We start from the raw sequence: 16,914 nt of genomic DNA on the forward strand, positions 1-16,914 counted from the left end.
TAATTGTTTTAAACTTTTTGTTGAATTAGAAAATAATTTTGAAACCATTTAGTGTTCCAAAAATAAAAACCGCCATAAGAAACAAGAATTGCCTGCAAAGGCATTGCCGTGAGAGTAAATCGATAATCCGCAAAAAAGATCAAATGAACGGAAAAAATCAATAGATACATAGAACAGATCAAAAAATCCTTCCCGATAAGAGAGCGATAGATACCAATAAAAAGAAATATGGTTAAAAAACAACGGTATACTGTCTGAGACAATGACAATGGATTTTGATAATAAATAGAAATTGGCCGAGGACCTCCGGCCCCCCAAAACCAAAGAATTGTTTTTTTCCATAGATTCTGAATCAAAATATCAGGATTTTTTAAATTCGTAATTAAGACATTTCTAAATATTTCGTGTTTGTTTTGACTCAAATTAATTTCTTTAGAATAAGTAAACCAATGGCGAGAATAAGTTCCCTGCGCATAAGGATTGTTACCCACTAAAAAATTAAATTCCATGTTATTACTAGCAAAAAGTGGCGAAGGTCTATCTACTTTTTCTTTAAATGCCACATTGATTACAAAAAACAAAAGCAAAGTAGTAATAGGAATGACCGCATTGGAAATAAGCCTTCTATTGATAATAAAATATATGAAAACCGTTAAAATAAAAACAACGGGAAACCAAGACCTGAGTTCAGTTAAAACAAAAACAACAAGCAGAATACTGAAACCAAACAATACTTTTAAATAACCATTTGTTACCAATTTCAGTCGATAAAACAGAAACAAATATATTGAAAAAAACGGATGAAATAAATTTTCATTCCAAAACTGATTGGAAAAAGAAACATAATGACTTGAAAATAAATAAAACAGACCAACCAAAGCAACTATCGTATTGTTTTTTGTGTAATCCAAAACAAAACTTAGCAAACAATACAGACCAACTGTCCCTACTAAAATCATCAGAATTTTAGGAACAACCTGCCCCTCACCAAACATTAGAAAACAATAATAAAGAAATACGGTCATTCCCTTACTAAATGAACCTTGCAAAAAATCCTTTCCCTCCAAAAGGGCTTTTGCTGCGGAAAAATATGTTTTAGGATCATCACCTTCTGCAAGAAAAAAAGGATCAAAATACAAAGCAACAAACCTTTGGGTAGTACTGATTATTACTATTGCAAAAATAGTCAGGCCTATGCGAGAGACCATCCATCGATAAAAATCCTGGATCAAATGGTTACGAAATATCACCACAAAGTAGATTGCAGTACTAAAAGAAATCACAAGATATTTTTTAAATGGAGAGTATGTATCTGGTTTTAACTTAATGGTTAACAAAATAGTTATCATCCAAATAATAAGCATTAGGTTTTTTATCCTAGTATCATGCAAAAGGAAGGAATGAGGCAAAACAAAAAGGTATAAAAAACCGAAGGATGTGAAAAAGAAAAAACAACCTAACTGATAGTAAATATCACGGTAAAGCCAAGGCCCAACTAACGGCGGGTCGGCAGACAAAAAGGAAAGATTTTCGAATAAAATTCGAGCCTGATTTGTATTAGTAAATGCAATCAATTTTTGAAAACAAAATGCGATCACAATTAAAACTGCAAATTTTAGAATGATCCGCAAAAATTTTTCCATAAACTAACTCAAAAACTACTCTTTAAAAAACCTAACAGATGTAAATCAATTATACATTATTAAATTACAATTTTCCAAATCTATAGACTTGACACGTGAAATCATCCAGGAAGTGATTGTCAAAAACAATGAAAAAGTACTTCCATCACCTAACGAATCCGCATCCTCGTGAAATTTTGAGCCTCCATACGATTCGAGGGATTGGGATAATTGTAGTGCTTATGGTACACTTTACCCATACAATAGCAAAAGACGCTATCATTGTTAACCCACAACTCTTCCTTTTTTTCTCAAATTTTTCCTCTGCTTTGGATGCTTTTTTTGTGTTAAGTGGTTTCTTGATTTCTGAACAACTTTTTAGGGCACATAAAAATGGAAAAGATATGAGCTTTAAGAGATTTTTCAGGAACCGTGTTCTCCGTATATTTCCAGGTTACTATTTCTTTATTTCTACTATTGCCCTCCTAACTTTTTTACAAATCCTACTAATTGAAAATGCTATCGAAAAAAAAGGGATTACCGACTTAAATATTTTAAGTGCCTACATTGACCTGAAGTCAATGTTCCGTGCTTCATGGGCGGACTTTGTATTTGTTGGGAATTATATAAAAAATCTGCATGTTCACACTTGGTCATTATCTGTGGAAGAGCAGTTCTACTTTTGTATCCCATTTTTTATGACATTTGTTCTGTTTAAATATCCTAAACATACAATGACGTTTCTGGGTTCACTTTACGTGATTGCCCTATTGTTTCGCCTTTTCTACTTTTATTCCGATGATGTAACAAACAAATTTGAGAAAATGTATTATTCAACAGAAACTCGTTATGATGCATTCATTGTTGGGATCATCATTGCATATTGGAGCCAATATAAACCGGAAATTCTAAAATCAAAATTTCTTAAAAGTTCCATCACTTTCTCGATATTCATCCTACTCATTGTGTTGAGTCATTTGATTCGAAAAGATGACTCTTTTATGGCTGTTACTTTTAAAAATAATTTGATAAACTTAGGATTTGGCTCACTTGTAATCGCTTGTCTAAATATGAACGATTTTTCTTATAATACGCCAATTCGCTCAATATACAAAAGCACCATGACTTTTTTAGCAAGAATTAGTTTTACTATATATCTCTGGCACATGACAGTCCTATCTGTTCTAGGGAATTTAAAACTAACAAAACCAGATTACCTTGAAAACTCAGTATTCTACCTGATTTACTTTATTGGATATGCTCTGCTTAGTATTTCAGTAGGTGTGGTGTTGTATCGCCTCATTGAATATCCTTTTATCATGATAAAAGATAAACATAAAACGTCGTAATCGAAACGTAACATTCTACCTTCAGAAACAAAACCCGTTTTTCACCTTATTGTCACATTGCCGTAACGGATTCATTTTACTTTATCCTCAGATAAACAAGAGGATAAAATCCGATGAAACCAAATACAATTAACAAAACAGAACGAATCCTAGAGGTTCGTTTGGCTGAAAACCAACTAGAAATTGAAAGAGCACTTGCATTACGTTATGAAGTGTTCAACCTAGAAATGGGAGAAGGTCTGCCACAATCTTCTGCAACAAGAAAAGACCGTGATGAGTACGATTTGTACTGCCACCACTTAATCGTTATCGATAAATCAACAGATGACAAAAAAATTGTAGGAACTTACCGAATTTTAACACGCCAAAATGCAAAAAACGGAATTGGTTTTTACAGTGAAAACGAATTTGATATTACTTCTATTTATAACCTTCCAGATGAGATCGCGGAAGTAGGACGTTCTTGTGTTCACCCTGACTACCGCGATGGATCTGTAATCTCTTTACTTTGGCAAGGTCTTGCTGAGTTTATGAACAAACATAATGTTCGTTACCTGATGGGTTGTGGATCCATCCATTCTACTGATGCGGGAGTTGCTTCACAATCTTATGGATTTTTGAAAGCAAAAGACGCCATTGCTCCGGAAGAATTTCGGGTATATCCAAACCCTGACTTTGTTCTCCCTGGGTTTGATGCCGATTTTCAAGTAGAAGATCCAAAATCGATCTCCAAAAATATCCCTCCACTTTTGAAAGGATACCTCCGGGTGGGTGCTAAAATCTGTGGAATTCCTGCACTGGATTCTGTTTTTGGTACTACAGATGTGTTTATTCTTTTCGACCGCAAGGAAATCACGGAGAGATATGCGAAACACTATATGAATGCATGAGTCTTAACCAGGAAATAGATTACCAGCACCCAACCAAACAGGACCAAATTCGATTTTTCGTTTTTACCCTTTTTTTGGTTCTTACAATCTGTGCCGGTTATTTCCTGGGCCTTCCTCGGTATTATCTCGGATGGTTTTCTTTTGCGATTGCATCGTTCTCTGTGGCCGGAAACGATGCAGTCCAAACCATCGGAACCTTTATCGAGAGTAAAAAATCAGTTCACTGGCTCCAAAAGATTTTCGTTTTTGGTGGTCTTTTATTTTTGGTTCATTTGATCGCTTGGTTTTTACATGGCGGTGAAATCCATTTCCACAGATTAGATTCTATCCCTGAAACAAGAGACTTCAACCTCCTCCAACTTTTAGCACCTGTTTTACTTGTCGTCATAACAAGGCTCCGAGCTCCCGTTTCCACCACATTTCTCGTCTTAGGTTTGTTTGGTGGCAAAAGTATCGACCAAATGTTAACCAAATCCTTTTTCGGATATGGGCTCGCTTTTCTTGTGGCCATCGTCGTTTGGGCCATCCTTGTCAAAGTAGACCCTCACGAATACCATGAAGTCCACACCCCTGACCCTGTTTCCGAAAGGAGATGGTCGAGGTTACAATGGCTTTCTACCATGTATCTTTGGGTGGCATGGTTATTACAAGACACAGCCAACATTGCCGTATTTTTACCTCGTCAGTTGGGAATTATCGAATTCTTAACAGCAGCATTCATTCTCATCGCTGCCTTACTCATCATCATCCGCACCAATGGTGGAACCATCCAAAGAGTGGTTTCTGAAAAATCAGACATCCAATGGGCAAAAGCTGCAACCATTGTTGATTTGGTGTATGGAAGTTTGTTATTTTTTTTCCAATATATCAGTAACGTTCCCATGTCCACCACCTGGGCTTTCCTTGGCCTCCTTGCTGGCCGGGAAATCATTTTGAATGTCATCACTTACAAAGACCTTCCTTACCTAGACACCTTCCGAAAAGTGGGAAAGGACGTGGTTCTTGCCACCATAGGAATCCTTGTTTCCATTTTGGTTTTCTTTCTCTCCTACTTCCTCTACCCCGAACAAAGGGCCAATACCCCTCTAGAATTTTGGAAAACACCCGTCCAGGAAGATTCCCTATAATTTTCTTTGACATTCCCCGCAATTGTCAGGGTAGTGTCATATATGAGATTGATTCTCACATAGACAACCAGGAGCCATTATGTCCATAGCAATGATGTTACGAGAAGGTACTGCCGATAAACACCAAGAAACCGAAAAGGTTCCTTACATTCGGGCCATTTTTAGAGGCGGACTCGACGCCCAAACGTATACTTACCAATTGGAAAGCCTTCATGCTGTTTATGCAGTGATGGAAGAACTCTACCGCCAAAACAAAGATAACCCTATCCTTGCGAAACTTTACTTTCCGGCTCTTTTTCGTGAAAATTCTTTGAAAGAAGACATTGTTAGTTTTCAAAAAAAATTCGGAACCAAACTTCGTGGTTCCATTTCCAAAGCCACACAAAACTACATTGACCATATCAAAAATACGGCAAAAACCAAACCAGAACTTCTCGTGGCACAAGCTTACGTCCGTTACTTGGGAGATCTTTCTGGTGGTCAGTCGATCAAAAAAGTAGTAGCAAAAACTTTTGAACTAGAAGGAAATGAAGGAACTGCTTTTTATGAATTTCCTGAAATCGAAGACCTTATGGCATTCAAAGGTATCTATCGTCAAAACTTGGATACTCTTCCATTGAACGATTCACAAAAAGCAGAACTATTAGCAGAAGCAAATGCGACTTTTGATTTGAATAAATTTTTGTTTATTGAACTCGACTCCGATCTAAAAGAAAATATTGGGATGGATCGTTACCAAACTCTTTTACCAGCAGGTTAATTTTTGGGATTCCCGTATACATTAGTTACTTTAGTTTTTTTATCCATGTTACCGGTCACAATGATTGTACCGGTAGTCAAGGATGTTGTAAAGGATCGGATGCTTGGATCCAATTGGGAAGTTGCTTATTTTACAAGTATTCCCATGCTCGGTTCCTTTCTTTTTGCACCGGTTGCGGGAATCATCTCAGATCGTTTCAAAAACAGAAAATACTTTATTAGTTTTTTCTGTTTTTTAGATGCTGGACTATTTTACTTACTCACCATCGTGACTGACATGGGACTCTTTCTGTTTTTAAGATTCCTAGAAGGTGCCGCTCATATTTTTATCATTGGACTTCTCCTAAGTTCTGCTGCGGATCGTGAAAATGACCCAGAGAACAAACGTTATTATGGGAAAGGAATTCTTATGGGCATCACGGGAATGTTTTTATCCCTAGGTGGTGCCTTTGGAATGCCACTCGGGATTCTCGGAAGGAAAAATCCTCTTTTGCCATTTTACGTTGGTTCAGGAATTTTAATCTTTGTTGGTTTATTTAGTTTGCTTATGCTAAAAGACAAAGGGATTCATAAAGCAAAAGATTTTAAACTGAGTGACTTGAAAGTTGCCATTTTCGAAAATCCGTTTTTATTTGTTCCGTTTTTATTCAACTTTATCGATCGTTTTACTGTTGGTTTTATCATTTCATCTTTTAATATCCACCTAAGGGAAACACTTGCTTTCCATCCCGGAATGCTAGGTGTTTTTTTAGGACTTGTTCTTTTTCCAATGAGTTTACTTTCTTATCCATCAGCTCTCCTCTCTCGCAAAACAGGCGTTTTGCCACTTGTACTTGTAGGATCTACGATTTACGGAATTTTTTTAGGTCTTTCAGGAACCACCAATGAGTATTGGTATCTTTTTACATTTTTACTGATCTGCGGGGTTGGAGCCGGTGTGATGTTTGTGCCTTCCATGATGCTTGCAAGTAAAATGTCAAAACCTGGACTTACTGCCACTACCATGTCTGCCTTCACTGGCGTGGGTTCTCTTGGATTTATGTTAGGTCCTGTTGTTTCTGTACAAATGCAACTGGTCTTTGAATCAATTCTACCTCCGGCTTATAGTTTTTCTGCGCTTTCTTTCTTTTTTGGATTTTTGGAGATTGGACTTGTGTTTTTAACCATTCCATTTTTCAAAAAGATTTTGGGAAAAATGAACCGAATCGATGAGGAAAGAGAAAAGATATCACTTGCCAACCCTGATCCTATCCTGTAGAATCTTTCCTTAGTCCATCTTAAGGTAAGGGTTTATGATCAAAAAACTTTTGATACTCAGCACACTCGCGTCTGTTTTGTTTTTAGTTTCCTGTTCGTCGGGAAACAAAGTACAAGCAGGAAGCACTAAAGTTCATCCACACACAGCACTTCGCAAATTAGAAATTGATATGATCAAAGTGGGGGATGGTCTAGTAAAAACAGAAGCTGTCCTTGGCAAATCTACCGAAAAATCATCTGATCCAAGTGGAACAGTGATGGTATGGTATTTTGCAGAAGACCGTGATGTCCCAGAACAGTATTACACTCTAAAAGAAAAACCAGATACAGTAGAAAAGTTTTTGAAGCTCACATTTGATGCTAAAAACAAAATTACTGCAAAAGACTTTAAACTATAAAATCATTCTACCGATTCGGAATCAGTTTCTGTTTCGGTTGGAGCGGGGAAAGGAAAACCAGGGAAACTTGGTTTGACTTTTCCTTCCACATCATCATCTAACAAATCGATGGTGGTAAATCCCAATAAAAAATCAAAAGCTTCCGCAACATTAAATCCAAGTCTAGCCCCACCATAAACACCAGCAGTGACCTCGACATTCCATGAATATCCAGGTGGATATCCAAATGGTTTTAAGTCTTCTGCTGGAAGATAAACTAAAAATTCTTTTTGTCCAGTAGCAGAAACCAAGTCGTTTGTGAGCTCTCGACGGAAATGTTCCTTTTTTCTTCTCTTACGATCTTTGACAGGATCATAAATATAAGAGTAATAACGCATTTTATAACTTTTTACATTGGCACGTTCGTCGCTCGTGAGAGGGATTCCTTTTTTATCCACAAGCCAATTCCCTTTGGCATCCAAAAGAGGTAATCCAGAATGAAAACTTTCACCACCTAATATACCAAAGACGAGCTGTTGAGAATGGTAAGTGCCAAATTGCCCGCCCCGAAGTCCTACTCCGCGACCCAAATCTTTTTTCCCCATCTCGGATTCTCCACCTTGAAAAACAAATCCAATGGGTAAAGGTCCTACTTTCACTGCAGCTCCATACATGGGTGTTTCCGCACCAACGGTTACAATGTCTTGGAAATCATTTTTACGATTTTTCCAATATGTGGCACATTGTAGAAAAAAAGAGAGGCTAATGAGGAGTCCTATAGTTCGCATTCTTTTCCAGTTTTTTTCATTTTCTACTTTTCGGAATCAAAAAAACAAACAATTTGGGAAGATATGACTTCTTTTGAAGACTTTCCAATGATCGAAGTGAAAAAAATGAATGAGACGGAAGTTCGTCTCTTCGCTTTGCTCTTCAATCTACTCCGTGAACCCAAAGGAATCAGTTTCCAAAAATTTCGTAATATTATGCCTCGGTTCTACAAAAACGAGGACATTGAATCAGACCGTAAAAAACTATACAGAGATTTAAACCAACTAAAGTCCCTTGGATTCAATATCAAAGTGGCCCAATTTGGTTACCAATCAGAAGACTATTTTCCTTATTATTTAGAAAAAGAATCCATTGACCGCACACTAAAGTTCACCAAAGAAGAGTTAGAATATCTTTCCAGGGTTTTGTTTGCAACAGAACCTAGTCAAGAAGGGATTAGCCTTTCTCAAAAGTTGTTTTCCCATCATTTGGATCTCATCCCTAAATTTGCAAAACAACCAAAAGAAAATATTGAATTAGATGATACACCAGACTCATCACATACAGAAAAAATCTTACAAGCAATCAAAGATAAAAGAGCGCTCACCATCCAATACGGTTTTGAGGAAAAAGAAAGAACCATAGAACCGTACAGGCTCGTTCGAAAAAATACCACCGACTTCTACTTACTTGCCTATGATCGTGGAAAAAAATCGTTACGAAGATTCATTCTTCCCAAAATCACAGTCAAAAAGGAATCCAAAGAAGAATTCCAATCCAATCTTAAAATCACAAAGGAAGATTTAAATTTTCATCCTTTGTTACTTTCCAAACACCCAGAAATAGAAATTCCCATACAAATTCATCCTGAATATGAAGATCGTTGGAAGTTGTTTTTAGAAGGGGCAAGTTTTGAAAAAGTAGAAAACGAATACCGAGTCAGGACCACAAATCAAAATGCTTTGTTCCAATTTTTTGTCCTTTCTCCAGAAGCTCTTGTTGTTACTTCAGAAGATTGGAAAAAAACCTTCCAATCTTACACAAAACATTGGGAAGATTTGTATCAGTTTGTTTGATCAAAAATCGACTCCCATCACCAAATCTCAGTATTTACAATACTTAAGATGCAACAATGCTTTCCATTTGGTAAAAGATGGAATTGTTCCAAAACCTTCCTCTGCATCTTACGGCGGTTATTTGGAATGGGGTGATTTTTTAAAACTATGTAGAGACCAGTTTAGCGATGCAACTTCTATCGATAAAACACTAGAAAAAGAAGAAAGTTTCCAAAAAACTGAAAAACTTATTTTGGAAAAAAAATCAATTTTCCATGCTCACCTTCGATTTAAGGAATTTGTATCCACTGTTGAATATTTAGAATACGACAACGAACGAGAGGGCTGGATTCTTTGGGATTTCCGTCCCATTGGTTCGATCAAACAAGATATCATGCGGTCTTTGTATTTCCACAAACAAGTGGCCGAGGGAATGTCTTTAAACATTTTGGGATACAAACTGATTCGCATCCAAACCAAATACATTTATCCAGGTGGCCCCATCCAACCGGAAGATTACTTACTCATAGAAGACATAACTCCAAGGATGGAATCAGAACTCGGAACAAGAGCAGACGAATGGAACCAGTTTCAAGAAGAATTGGAACGAACAAAAGGACAAACTGTACTGTATTCGTTTTTAGATTCCAAACCCAGTTGTCGATCACTCAAAACTTGTTTGTCTCCCATACATTGTGCAAAAGGAAAAGAAAACGCCAAAGAAATCTTTGATTTTCGCGACAGTTCCGAATTAGCAAAACAATGGTTTGCTTTAGGGTACGAATCGTACGAATCCGTTCCCGATTCGGAACTTACTCCCATACAAAAAATACAAAAACAAGCCCATATCACGGGAGATATTTACTTTGATCGAAAATCTTTCGAAACCTATTTATCTAATGTGACAAAATCTGTTGCTTTTTTAGATTTTGAATCAATCAACCCTTATCTCCCTCTGTATCCACAAACAAGACCCTTTCAACATGTGCCTTATCTGTATTCTTTGCATATTTGGGATAGAGAGAACGATACATTAATACATAAAACCTATTTACACAAAGATTTAGAAACAGATCCCCGCGTTCCTGTAATGGCCCAATTGCAAAAAGACTTACCTCCAGGGATCACCGTCTTTTCGTTTAACGATTTTTTTGAAAAACTCATCATTCAGGAGGCTGCAGAAGCTTATCCTGAGTTTTTAGAATTCTGGGAAAGAGTCAAATCGATGTTTATCGACCTTGCAATGCCTTTTAAAAAACTCTGGATCTACCATCCGGGTCAAAATGGGAAAGCATCCTTAAAGGAAATACTGCCTTGTTTTAGTACAGAAAGTCACGGGGGCCTTTCCATTCGAGAGGGGCAAGATGCGAATTACCAATATTTAAGATTGATAAAAAAGCAGGTGACAGCCGAAGAAAAAAAACGTGTTCTGGAGGATTTGATAGCTTATTGCAAACTTGATAGTTATGGTTTGTTTTTAATCTATAGAATGTTACAAGAAAGATTATCGGTTATTTAATGTTAGGTATCAAAAAATCAGTCGCACAACTTGTCTTTTCGTTACCAGAACATTGGATATCTGCTTTGGCGCGTAAAAATAACCAACCGGAAACCAACCAGTTAGATCCGCGTTGTGCCTTAGCATGTAACATTGCGAAGTTCCTACCTAAAATGGAACAAATGAGTCCAGAAAAAGCACGTAGGCACTACCGCGATCAAATGCGGATCTTCGATGAGCCGGAATTTCCCATCGCTCACATCGAAGACAAACTCATTCCTACTCCTAGTGCCTCTTTCATTCCCATCCGAGTCTACAACGCCAACCCACAAAAAAGAAATCTTCCCACCATACTCTTCTTTCACGGTGGTGGACTCACCATCGGCAATTTAGAAACACATGATAATTTTTGCCGAAGAATGTCTCATTACACAAAAAGTATTGTGATTGCTGTAGATTATCGTTTGGCACCGGAACACCCATACCCGGCCGCTCATGATGATGTCTGGCTTGCCTACCAATATGTTCGCAATACTGCTTATCTTTTTGGAGGATCACCAAACGCCATTGCCGTTTGTGGAGATAGCGCAGGAGCACTCCTTGCCACTTCTCTTTGCCTCCGTGCCAAAAAAGACAAAATCCCTGTTCCCGTTTTCCAGGCCCTTTTGTACCCAATGCTTGATACAACAAAAGAATCTGAAACCTATGAGCTCTTCGGTGAAGGTTATGTCCTTACAAGGTCTCTCATGAGATGGTTCATTCAAAACTACCTTCCCAATCCAAAAGATCGACTTTTACACAATAATTCCCCGGTTTTGGCCGACCCAAAAGAATTAAAGGGTCTTCCACCCACTTATATCGGGGTTGCGGGTTACGACCCTCTCCGGGAAGAAGGGGAAACCTATGCCAGACACCTGCAATCCGCAGGAGTTAAGGTAGAGGAAAGGCTTTTCCCTTCCCTGGTCCATGGATACATCCAATTGACAGGGCTCATTCCCAAAGCCAAGGAAGCCGAACAGGACCTCTTCCAGTCCTTAGTGCGATTTTTTTCTGCAAGAAAAATCTGAGCCAGTCCATTCAAGAATCGACAAGGCAGGATTCGATACTATAAAAGACAGAATTCCTTGAGGTACGTCATGATTCTACGATTCTCCATCGCTCTCGCTTTCTTACTTGGGATTTCGGCCCTTTCTGCTGAAAAACCGGCTTCTGCTACCTTGAAGGAACGTGAGACCCAAAAACAAATCGATCTACAAAGAAAAAACGGGTTTGGTGATAACGAAATCGACACCCTTCACTCAGATATCATTGGAAATTTGCGTAAAATCAAAAAACTCCAAGAGTTAGGTGTGGATAAAACAGCAGCCCAGTACTTGGCGCAAACACCTGAAGAACATAAAGAACTTTATAAAAAAGACAAAGATGGGAAACCATATTTGGAAATCAAACTTCCTCAAGGACAGTCTTACATTGATTATCCGACAGTTTTTTTATATGATGGACTTGCTTACATCTACCCGAAAGAAGATTTCAGTGATTTGGACAAAATCATTTTAACATTTCGCCGCGTAAATGCAGATGGAACCATCCACGTAAAAGAAATGAGACGTCTTGTAAATCCATCACCAAAATCAGAAGGTACGGAAAAAGATGAAAAAGGGGAAGCGAAGTTAGATACAAACTCTGATATCCGTTTGGAATACTACAGATCTCTTACATCCGACACCATTTGGCCAAATGATCCGGTACAACCAGCAGAACCAGACATTGCTATGGTTTTGAATGATGAAAAAGATCCACTCCCTTACGACAAACAAAAACATATCATGAGATCTTACAAAAAGATGTTACGAAAAATTGCAAAACAAACTGCATTCAAACTACGTAATATTGAGTTAGATCAAAAACAAATGATTACTAAAATTTTGGATTATAATACGAACTAAAAAATCATAAAACAACAAACCAAAATTCAGGTTTGTTGTTTTTCTCTTCGACTGATGAGGAGCTGCGAAATCGTCTGCTCTTCTGTCACATACTTCCTCTTTAAATATGACAGGGCATTGTTAATAAAACGAGGCACCTTCTTTTCGGCATCCAAAAGATCCATCTTTGTTAACATTAGTTCATCGATGGTGGCCAAAGCCAAATTTCTTTGGCTCTGGTGTAATTCAAAATCGTCCTCGTCTTCTACAATCATGTTTTTTCTTGGAACGCTTGAGCTGCTTCCACTCCCCTTTCTTCATTCACAAATAAATTGATGAGTAGAGATAGAAAATAAAAGAAAGCCACCACAAGGAAGGCATTACGAAGGGTTACTAGTGTTTGGATGTATCCAAAAAGAAAAAGCCCTGCTGCTGCTGCAATTTTTCCAGAGAGTCCCCACATTCCAAAAAATTCCCCTGATTTGGATTCTGGACTAAAGATCCCAACAAGGGCTCTGGATGCTGATTGGGTAGAACCAAGTCCCATTCCTGCAAGAGAAGAGATAAAAACAAAAACCCACTGAACAGTCCAAGTTTTACCAAGACTGGCATTTGCAAAGTTTGTGAGATCATGTACAAAATATATTAAAGCACAAGTCACGAGCCAGAGAACAAGAGTTAGATTGAATGTTTTTTTAGCACCAATACTATCTTGGATGACCCCGAAGGCAAGCGCACCCACGGCAGCAAAAATTTGGATAAAAATAAACATAGCTTGTTTGTGTTCGGCTTCGATATGAATTTCTTGTGATCCGTAAATAAAGGCAAAAGAAATGACAATCGCAAGGGCTGCCATCGTAAAAAACAAGGAAACCAAATACACCATTAAATCTTTGAAGTGGCTTGCATCCTTTAAGGTTTGGACCACACGATCTTTTCCTATCTTAAAATAATTTACATGGTGCGAAACACCAAGTGGTAAGTGAGGTTCTTTCAAAAATAAGAAAGTAGGAATCGCAGCAATTAAAAAGAAAATTGCAGTGTAAGGACCAACTAACTTTAAATTTTGAAAATTGTCTAAGGTATAATCGCCAAGAGTGGTCGCAAGAGCCACAGACCCAATCCCACCGAAGTATCCAATCCCCCATGCATATCCGGAGATTTTACCCAAGTCTTCTTTGGATCCAAGGAAGGGTAAAAAGCTAGAGGCAAAGTTTTCGCCGGAAGCAAAGAAAAAGTTAGAAAAAGCAACAAGCACCATTCCGAGCCATACCATCCCTGGTTCCACATAGTAGAGAGCAAAGGTCGCAACGACACAACCGATATAACTTAGGAAAAGAAATAGTTTTTTCTTAGAACTATAGTCCGTGATAGCACCAAAGATGGGTCCAGTGGCGACCACAAATAAATACGAGGCAGCGAGGGCCCAAGCCCAAAGGGAATTTCCCATTCGGTACGGATTGTCCGATCCCATGTCGGCAGGGACAACGAGTCTTGTGAAAATCTCACAATAAACGACACTGATGATGACTGTGGTGTAGGAGGAGTTCGCAAAATCGAACATACACCATCCAAAAATTTCGCGGTTTTTTTTCTTTTTGGCTTCCGGGTTTTTGTCTTGGGACATAGAGGGTGTTAGAATTTTCCTTGGTTGAAAGTAATTAAAGAGTTTCCCTCCCTTTCCTAAATCTGTCAAATGAATAGTTCAATGGATCCTTTCGATTTAAATTCCCTTATGAGGCCCAAACGGGTCTGTTTATGTCGAATGGTGACGGAAGATGAATTAGTCCGTGCCATCCATGCGGGTGCCGTGACAATGGAACAAATCAGAGAAACCACAAGGGCCTCTACCGGCTGCGGCACCTGCTCCATGCAAGTGTACCACATCCTCCAGCGCGAATTGCAGAATCTCTCACGGAGGAAAATTTCATGAAATTATCGATCAATATGGCCATGACCTTGGACGGGAAGGTCGTTCGACCGGATGGTCGTTGGTATGGTCTTACATCCAGTGAAGACAAAACCCAAATGGATGTCTACCGTTCCCAGTCCGATGCAATCCTGATAGGAAAAAACTCTATATTAAACGACAACCCCATTGTTAAAATCCGTGCAATTCCCAACGCATTGAATCCAAGACCAGTCATTTTGGTCCGCAAAGGGACTCTCCCTCCCGACAAACATGTCTTCGAAGAATCCGACCATATCCCCTTAATCATTTGTACCAAATCCAACCTAAAAGAAATCAAAACAAGCCTTGAGAACAAAGCGGAAATCTTCGCTCTGGATTCTGATGACATTGATCCGAAAAAAGTCACAGGAATCCTCAAACGTAAAGGGTATAAAAATGTCCTCTTAGAAGGCGGGCCCAAACTCAATTTTTCCTTTTTGGAAGCGGACCTGGTGGACCGGATTTATCTGACCATTGTGCCTTTTGTGATCGGAAAAACTGGCCTACCAGGGATTGCTGACCGCAATGCGGAACTTCCAGGATTCGATCAGAATCGTTGGACCCTAAAGGACCATTTTGCCAAGGGAAACGAAATCTTTCTTGTGTACGAAAAACCGTAAAATTTTTTAAAAATAGGATTGACGGGTTTGGCCATCATTAAGTAGTTTGATATTAAACTATTTAGCAATAAGAGGTTCTATGTTTTATAAATTACTCGCAACAAACAAAGACATCACACTCACCATCCTCCGTGTTACACTCGGTCTGGTGATCCTTCCCCACGGAGCTCAAAAAGTTCTAGGTGCATTCGGCGGATACGGATTCGAAGGAACAATGGGTTTCTTTACTGGAACATTGGGCATTCCGTATTTCTTTGCTCTTCTTGCCATTGTCGCTGAATTTTTTGGTGCCATTGGTCTTATCGTAGGACTTTTCACAAGAGTAGCAGCTTTTGGAATTTTCGCTACTATGCTTGTAGCCGCAGTGCTTGTACATTTACCAAACGGATTCTTTGCTGATAAAGGTGGATACGAATACCAACTTTTAACTTTTGGTTTGGCAATCCCTCTGATCATTAAAGGTGCTGGTTCGTTTTCATTGGATGATATCATCGCTCATAAAATCGAAGGATAATAGAAAAATCGTGACTAAGACTATCTAATAGTGTTAGCCAAACTTTGACCTCTCTGATTCCTTGTCTTAAACCAACGATAAGGAATCGGAGATGAACCAACTCACTCTATCTGCTCTCCAGTCATTACTTCCAGAAGCAAAGTTTCAAAATACAGAAAGTATTCTTTCTCTTTCTTTTACAGGACTCAAATCTCTTTCATTAGCCACTACAAACGATATTTCTTTTGTAGCTTCCAAAACATTTGTCAATGATGCCAAAACTTGCAAAGCTCCCGTACTCATTGTATCTTCTGATATTATTGATTCCCTTCCTGACAAAGCTTTGGTCATAGTTCCCAAAGTGGAACTCGCAACTGCAAAAATAATCCGTCACTTCTTTCCTGAAAAACAACCGTCAGGAAAACATAGTGCACAAGTTGCCATCGATCCTACTGCAAAAATCGGATCCAATACCGATATCGGACATTTTGTAACCATCGGAAAAAACTCTATCATTGGCAATGACTGTATCATTGAAGATGGAGTCAAAATTGGAGACAATGTCCATATTGGTGATGGTGCAAGAATAGGAAAAAACTGCGTATTCTTTGATGATACCATCATCGGAAAACGATTCATCGTATTTGGAAATTCCAGTTTTGGTGGCGATGGTTTTGGATTTGTTTTTGCTGATGGCAAACATAACAAAATCCCACAAGTGGGTCGTGTTGTGATTGGTGACGATGTGGAAGTAGGAAGTAACTGCACCATCGATCGTGGAGCTCTGACAGATACAACCATCGGCAGTGGATGTAAATTTGATAATATGGTTCACATTGCTCATAACTGCAAGGTGGGAGATCATGTGATCATTGCGGGCCAGTCCGGTCTTGCAGGCAGTGTGACACTTGGAAACCACGTGATCATCGGTGGGGCTTGTGCCATTAGCGACCATTTAACACTTGTTGATGGAACCATCATTGCTGGTGGATCAAGTCTTCGCACATCCCCAAAAACAAAAGATGTATATGTGGGTTGGGACTTGGGCCTTACCTTCCCTGAATTTCAAAAGTATCGTGTGAATATCAAAAACATTGTGAACCTTAACAAATGGTTGAAACGTATTGAAAACATTGAAAAAAAAGTAGGGATTGAAACTAAGGAATCTTAATCAAATTCCGTAAGGAAAGATTGTTGCAAAACATACTTTCATCAATCTTTCC

The 16,914-nt window shown here is 38.5% G+C and carries 18 protein-coding genes; 14 read left to right on the forward strand and 4 right to left on the reverse strand.

What is annotated here, in order from left to right:
* Positions 1 to 8 precede the first annotated feature (8 nt).
* Positions 9 to 1,643, reverse strand: a complete 1,635-nt coding sequence (locus tag EHQ47_RS02725; protein WP_135749904.1) for a hypothetical protein — start codon at positions 1,641 to 1,643, stop codon at positions 9 to 11.
* A 128-nt stretch (positions 1,644 to 1,771) separates the two neighbouring features.
* Between EHQ47_RS02725 and EHQ47_RS02730 the strand changes: the two genes are divergently transcribed.
* From EHQ47_RS02730 to EHQ47_RS02755, 6 genes are all read left to right on the forward strand, one after another.
* Positions 1,772 to 2,971 carry an acyltransferase family protein gene (locus EHQ47_RS02730; RefSeq protein WP_135747691.1) on the forward strand — a complete coding sequence of 400 codons (1,200 nt, stop codon included), beginning with the start codon at positions 1,772 to 1,774 and terminating at the stop codon, positions 2,969 to 2,971.
* 113 nt (positions 2,972 to 3,084) lie between these two features.
* Positions 3,085 to 3,861 carry a GNAT family N-acetyltransferase gene (locus tag EHQ47_RS02735; RefSeq protein WP_135747690.1) on the forward strand — a complete coding sequence of 259 codons (777 nt, stop codon included), beginning with the start codon at positions 3,085 to 3,087 and terminating at the stop codon, positions 3,859 to 3,861.
* A complete protein-coding gene (locus EHQ47_RS02740; protein WP_135747689.1) occupies positions 3,858 to 4,988 on the forward strand; it encodes a hypothetical protein in 1,131 nt (376 codons plus the stop codon). Before EHQ47_RS02735 ends, EHQ47_RS02740 begins: the two co-directional genes overlap by 4 nt.
* A gap of 79 nt (positions 4,989 to 5,067) precedes the next feature.
* Positions 5,068 to 5,748, forward strand: a complete 681-nt coding sequence (locus EHQ47_RS02745) for a biliverdin-producing heme oxygenase (RefSeq protein ID WP_135696918.1) — start codon at positions 5,068 to 5,070, stop codon at positions 5,746 to 5,748.
* Between the two features lie 3 nt (positions 5,749 to 5,751).
* Complete coding sequence (locus tag EHQ47_RS02750; protein ID WP_135776507.1) at positions 5,752 to 7,005, forward strand: MFS transporter; 1,254 nt, start codon at positions 5,752 to 5,754, stop codon at positions 7,003 to 7,005.
* Positions 7,006 to 7,039: 34 nt separating this feature from the next.
* Positions 7,040 to 7,402, forward strand: coding sequence for an LIC13410 family lipoprotein (locus EHQ47_RS02755; protein WP_135696914.1), 363 nt, complete (start codon positions 7,040 to 7,042; stop codon positions 7,400 to 7,402).
* A 2-nt stretch (positions 7,403 to 7,404) separates the two neighbouring features.
* On the opposite strand, the gene EHQ47_RS02760 is transcribed toward EHQ47_RS02755, so the two are convergent.
* A complete protein-coding gene (locus EHQ47_RS02760; protein ID WP_135747687.1) occupies positions 7,405 to 8,169 on the reverse strand; it encodes an LIC13411 family adhesin in 765 nt (254 codons plus the stop codon).
* A gap of 63 nt (positions 8,170 to 8,232) precedes the next feature.
* Here EHQ47_RS02760 and EHQ47_RS02765 point away from each other — a divergent pair, with 63 nt between their 5' ends.
* The 4 genes from EHQ47_RS02765 (at position 8,233) to EHQ47_RS02780 (ending at position 12,648) form a co-directional block, all read left to right on the forward strand.
* Entirely contained in the window at positions 8,233 to 9,225 is a 993-nt protein-coding gene (locus tag EHQ47_RS02765) for a helix-turn-helix transcriptional regulator (protein WP_135747686.1), read from the forward strand.
* Complete coding sequence (locus EHQ47_RS02770) at positions 9,218 to 10,723, forward strand: DUF2779 domain-containing protein (RefSeq protein WP_135747685.1); 1,506 nt, start codon at positions 9,218 to 9,220, stop codon at positions 10,721 to 10,723. Before EHQ47_RS02765 ends, EHQ47_RS02770 begins: the two co-directional genes overlap by 8 nt.
* Positions 10,723 to 11,769, forward strand: coding sequence for an alpha/beta hydrolase (locus EHQ47_RS02775; RefSeq protein WP_135776508.1), 1,047 nt, complete (start codon positions 10,723 to 10,725; stop codon positions 11,767 to 11,769). Before EHQ47_RS02770 ends, EHQ47_RS02775 begins: the two co-directional genes overlap by 1 nt.
* A gap of 69 nt (positions 11,770 to 11,838) precedes the next feature.
* Positions 11,839 to 12,648, forward strand: a complete 810-nt coding sequence (locus tag EHQ47_RS02780) for an LIC13212 family protein (RefSeq protein WP_135747683.1) — start codon at positions 11,839 to 11,841, stop codon at positions 12,646 to 12,648.
* Positions 12,649 to 12,674: 26 nt separating this feature from the next.
* Here the strand turns inward: EHQ47_RS02780 and EHQ47_RS02785 are convergent, their stop codons facing one another.
* Together EHQ47_RS02785 and EHQ47_RS02790 are read right to left on the reverse strand one after the other, a co-directional pair.
* A complete protein-coding gene (locus EHQ47_RS02785; RefSeq protein ID WP_002971906.1) occupies positions 12,675 to 12,902 on the reverse strand; it encodes a hypothetical protein in 228 nt (75 codons plus the stop codon).
* Complete coding sequence (locus EHQ47_RS02790) at positions 12,899 to 14,254, reverse strand: MFS transporter (protein ID WP_167483252.1); 1,356 nt, start codon at positions 14,252 to 14,254, stop codon at positions 12,899 to 12,901. Before EHQ47_RS02790 ends, EHQ47_RS02785 begins: the two co-directional genes overlap by 4 nt.
* A gap of 108 nt (positions 14,255 to 14,362) precedes the next feature.
* On the opposite strand from EHQ47_RS02790, the gene EHQ47_RS02795 reads away from it, so the two are divergent.
* The 4 genes from EHQ47_RS02795 (at position 14,363) to lpxD (ending at position 16,862) form a co-directional block, all read left to right on the forward strand.
* Positions 14,363 to 14,560, forward strand: a complete 198-nt coding sequence (locus tag EHQ47_RS02795) for a (2Fe-2S)-binding protein (RefSeq protein ID WP_265370187.1) — start codon at positions 14,363 to 14,365, stop codon at positions 14,558 to 14,560.
* Positions 14,557 to 15,198: a RibD family protein gene (locus EHQ47_RS02800; RefSeq protein ID WP_135747681.1), complete on the forward strand. Its 642-nt coding sequence runs from the start codon at positions 14,557 to 14,559 to the stop codon at positions 15,196 to 15,198. The genes EHQ47_RS02795 and EHQ47_RS02800 overlap by 4 nt, the downstream gene beginning before the upstream one ends.
* A 79-nt stretch (positions 15,199 to 15,277) precedes the next feature.
* Positions 15,278 to 15,712, forward strand: a complete 435-nt coding sequence (locus tag EHQ47_RS02805) for a DoxX family protein (RefSeq protein WP_135696897.1) — start codon at positions 15,278 to 15,280, stop codon at positions 15,710 to 15,712.
* Between the two features lie 91 nt (positions 15,713 to 15,803).
* Positions 15,804 to 16,862: a UDP-3-O-(3-hydroxymyristoyl)glucosamine N-acyltransferase gene (lpxD, locus tag EHQ47_RS02810; RefSeq protein WP_135776509.1), complete on the forward strand. Its 1,059-nt coding sequence runs from the start codon at positions 15,804 to 15,806 to the stop codon at positions 16,860 to 16,862.
* Positions 16,863 to 16,914 lie beyond the last annotated feature (52 nt).

It is taken from the genome of Leptospira bourretii (assembly GCF_004770145.1).
GTDB lineage: Bacteria > Spirochaetota > Leptospiria > Leptospirales > Leptospiraceae > Leptospira_A > Leptospira_A bourretii.

Excerpts from the sequence above, each read along its gene's own strand:
- EHQ47_RS02790 (WP_167483252.1), bottom strand. The coding sequence starts at position 14,254 with ATGTCCCAAGACAAAAACCCGGAAGCCAAAAAGAAAAAAAACCGCGAA.
- EHQ47_RS02795 (WP_265370187.1), top strand. The coding sequence starts at position 14,363 with ATGAGGCCCAAACGGGTCTGTTTATGTCGAATGGTGACGGAAGATGAA.
- EHQ47_RS02765 (WP_135747686.1), top strand. The coding sequence starts at position 8,233 with ATGACTTCTTTTGAAGACTTTCCAATGATCGAAGTGAAAAAAATGAAT.
- lpxD (WP_135776509.1), top strand. The coding sequence starts at position 15,804 with ATGAACCAACTCACTCTATCTGCTCTCCAGTCATTACTTCCAGAAGCA.
- EHQ47_RS02730 (WP_135747691.1), top strand. The coding sequence starts at position 1,772 with ATGAAAAAGTACTTCCATCACCTAACGAATCCGCATCCTCGTGAAATT.
- EHQ47_RS02740 (WP_135747689.1), top strand. The coding sequence starts at position 3,858 with ATGAGTCTTAACCAGGAAATAGATTACCAGCACCCAACCAAACAGGAC.
- EHQ47_RS02805 (WP_135696897.1), top strand. The coding sequence starts at position 15,278 with ATGTTTTATAAATTACTCGCAACAAACAAAGACATCACACTCACCATC.
- EHQ47_RS02780 (WP_135747683.1), top strand. The coding sequence starts at position 11,839 with ATGATTCTACGATTCTCCATCGCTCTCGCTTTCTTACTTGGGATTTCG.
- EHQ47_RS02755 (WP_135696914.1), top strand. The coding sequence starts at position 7,040 with ATGATCAAAAAACTTTTGATACTCAGCACACTCGCGTCTGTTTTGTTT.
- EHQ47_RS02735 (WP_135747690.1), top strand. The coding sequence starts at position 3,085 with ATGAAACCAAATACAATTAACAAAACAGAACGAATCCTAGAGGTTCGT.
- EHQ47_RS02745 (WP_135696918.1), top strand. The coding sequence starts at position 5,068 with ATGTCCATAGCAATGATGTTACGAGAAGGTACTGCCGATAAACACCAA.
- EHQ47_RS02775 (WP_135776508.1), top strand. The coding sequence starts at position 10,723 with ATGTTAGGTATCAAAAAATCAGTCGCACAACTTGTCTTTTCGTTACCA.
- EHQ47_RS02725 (WP_135749904.1), bottom strand. The coding sequence starts at position 1,643 with ATGGAAAAATTTTTGCGGATCATTCTAAAATTTGCAGTTTTAATTGTG.
- EHQ47_RS02785 (WP_002971906.1), bottom strand. The coding sequence starts at position 12,902 with ATGATTGTAGAAGACGAGGACGATTTTGAATTACACCAGAGCCAAAGA.
- EHQ47_RS02800 (WP_135747681.1), top strand. The coding sequence starts at position 14,557 with ATGAAATTATCGATCAATATGGCCATGACCTTGGACGGGAAGGTCGTT.
- EHQ47_RS02760 (WP_135747687.1), bottom strand. The coding sequence starts at position 8,169 with ATGCGAACTATAGGACTCCTCATTAGCCTCTCTTTTTTTCTACAATGT.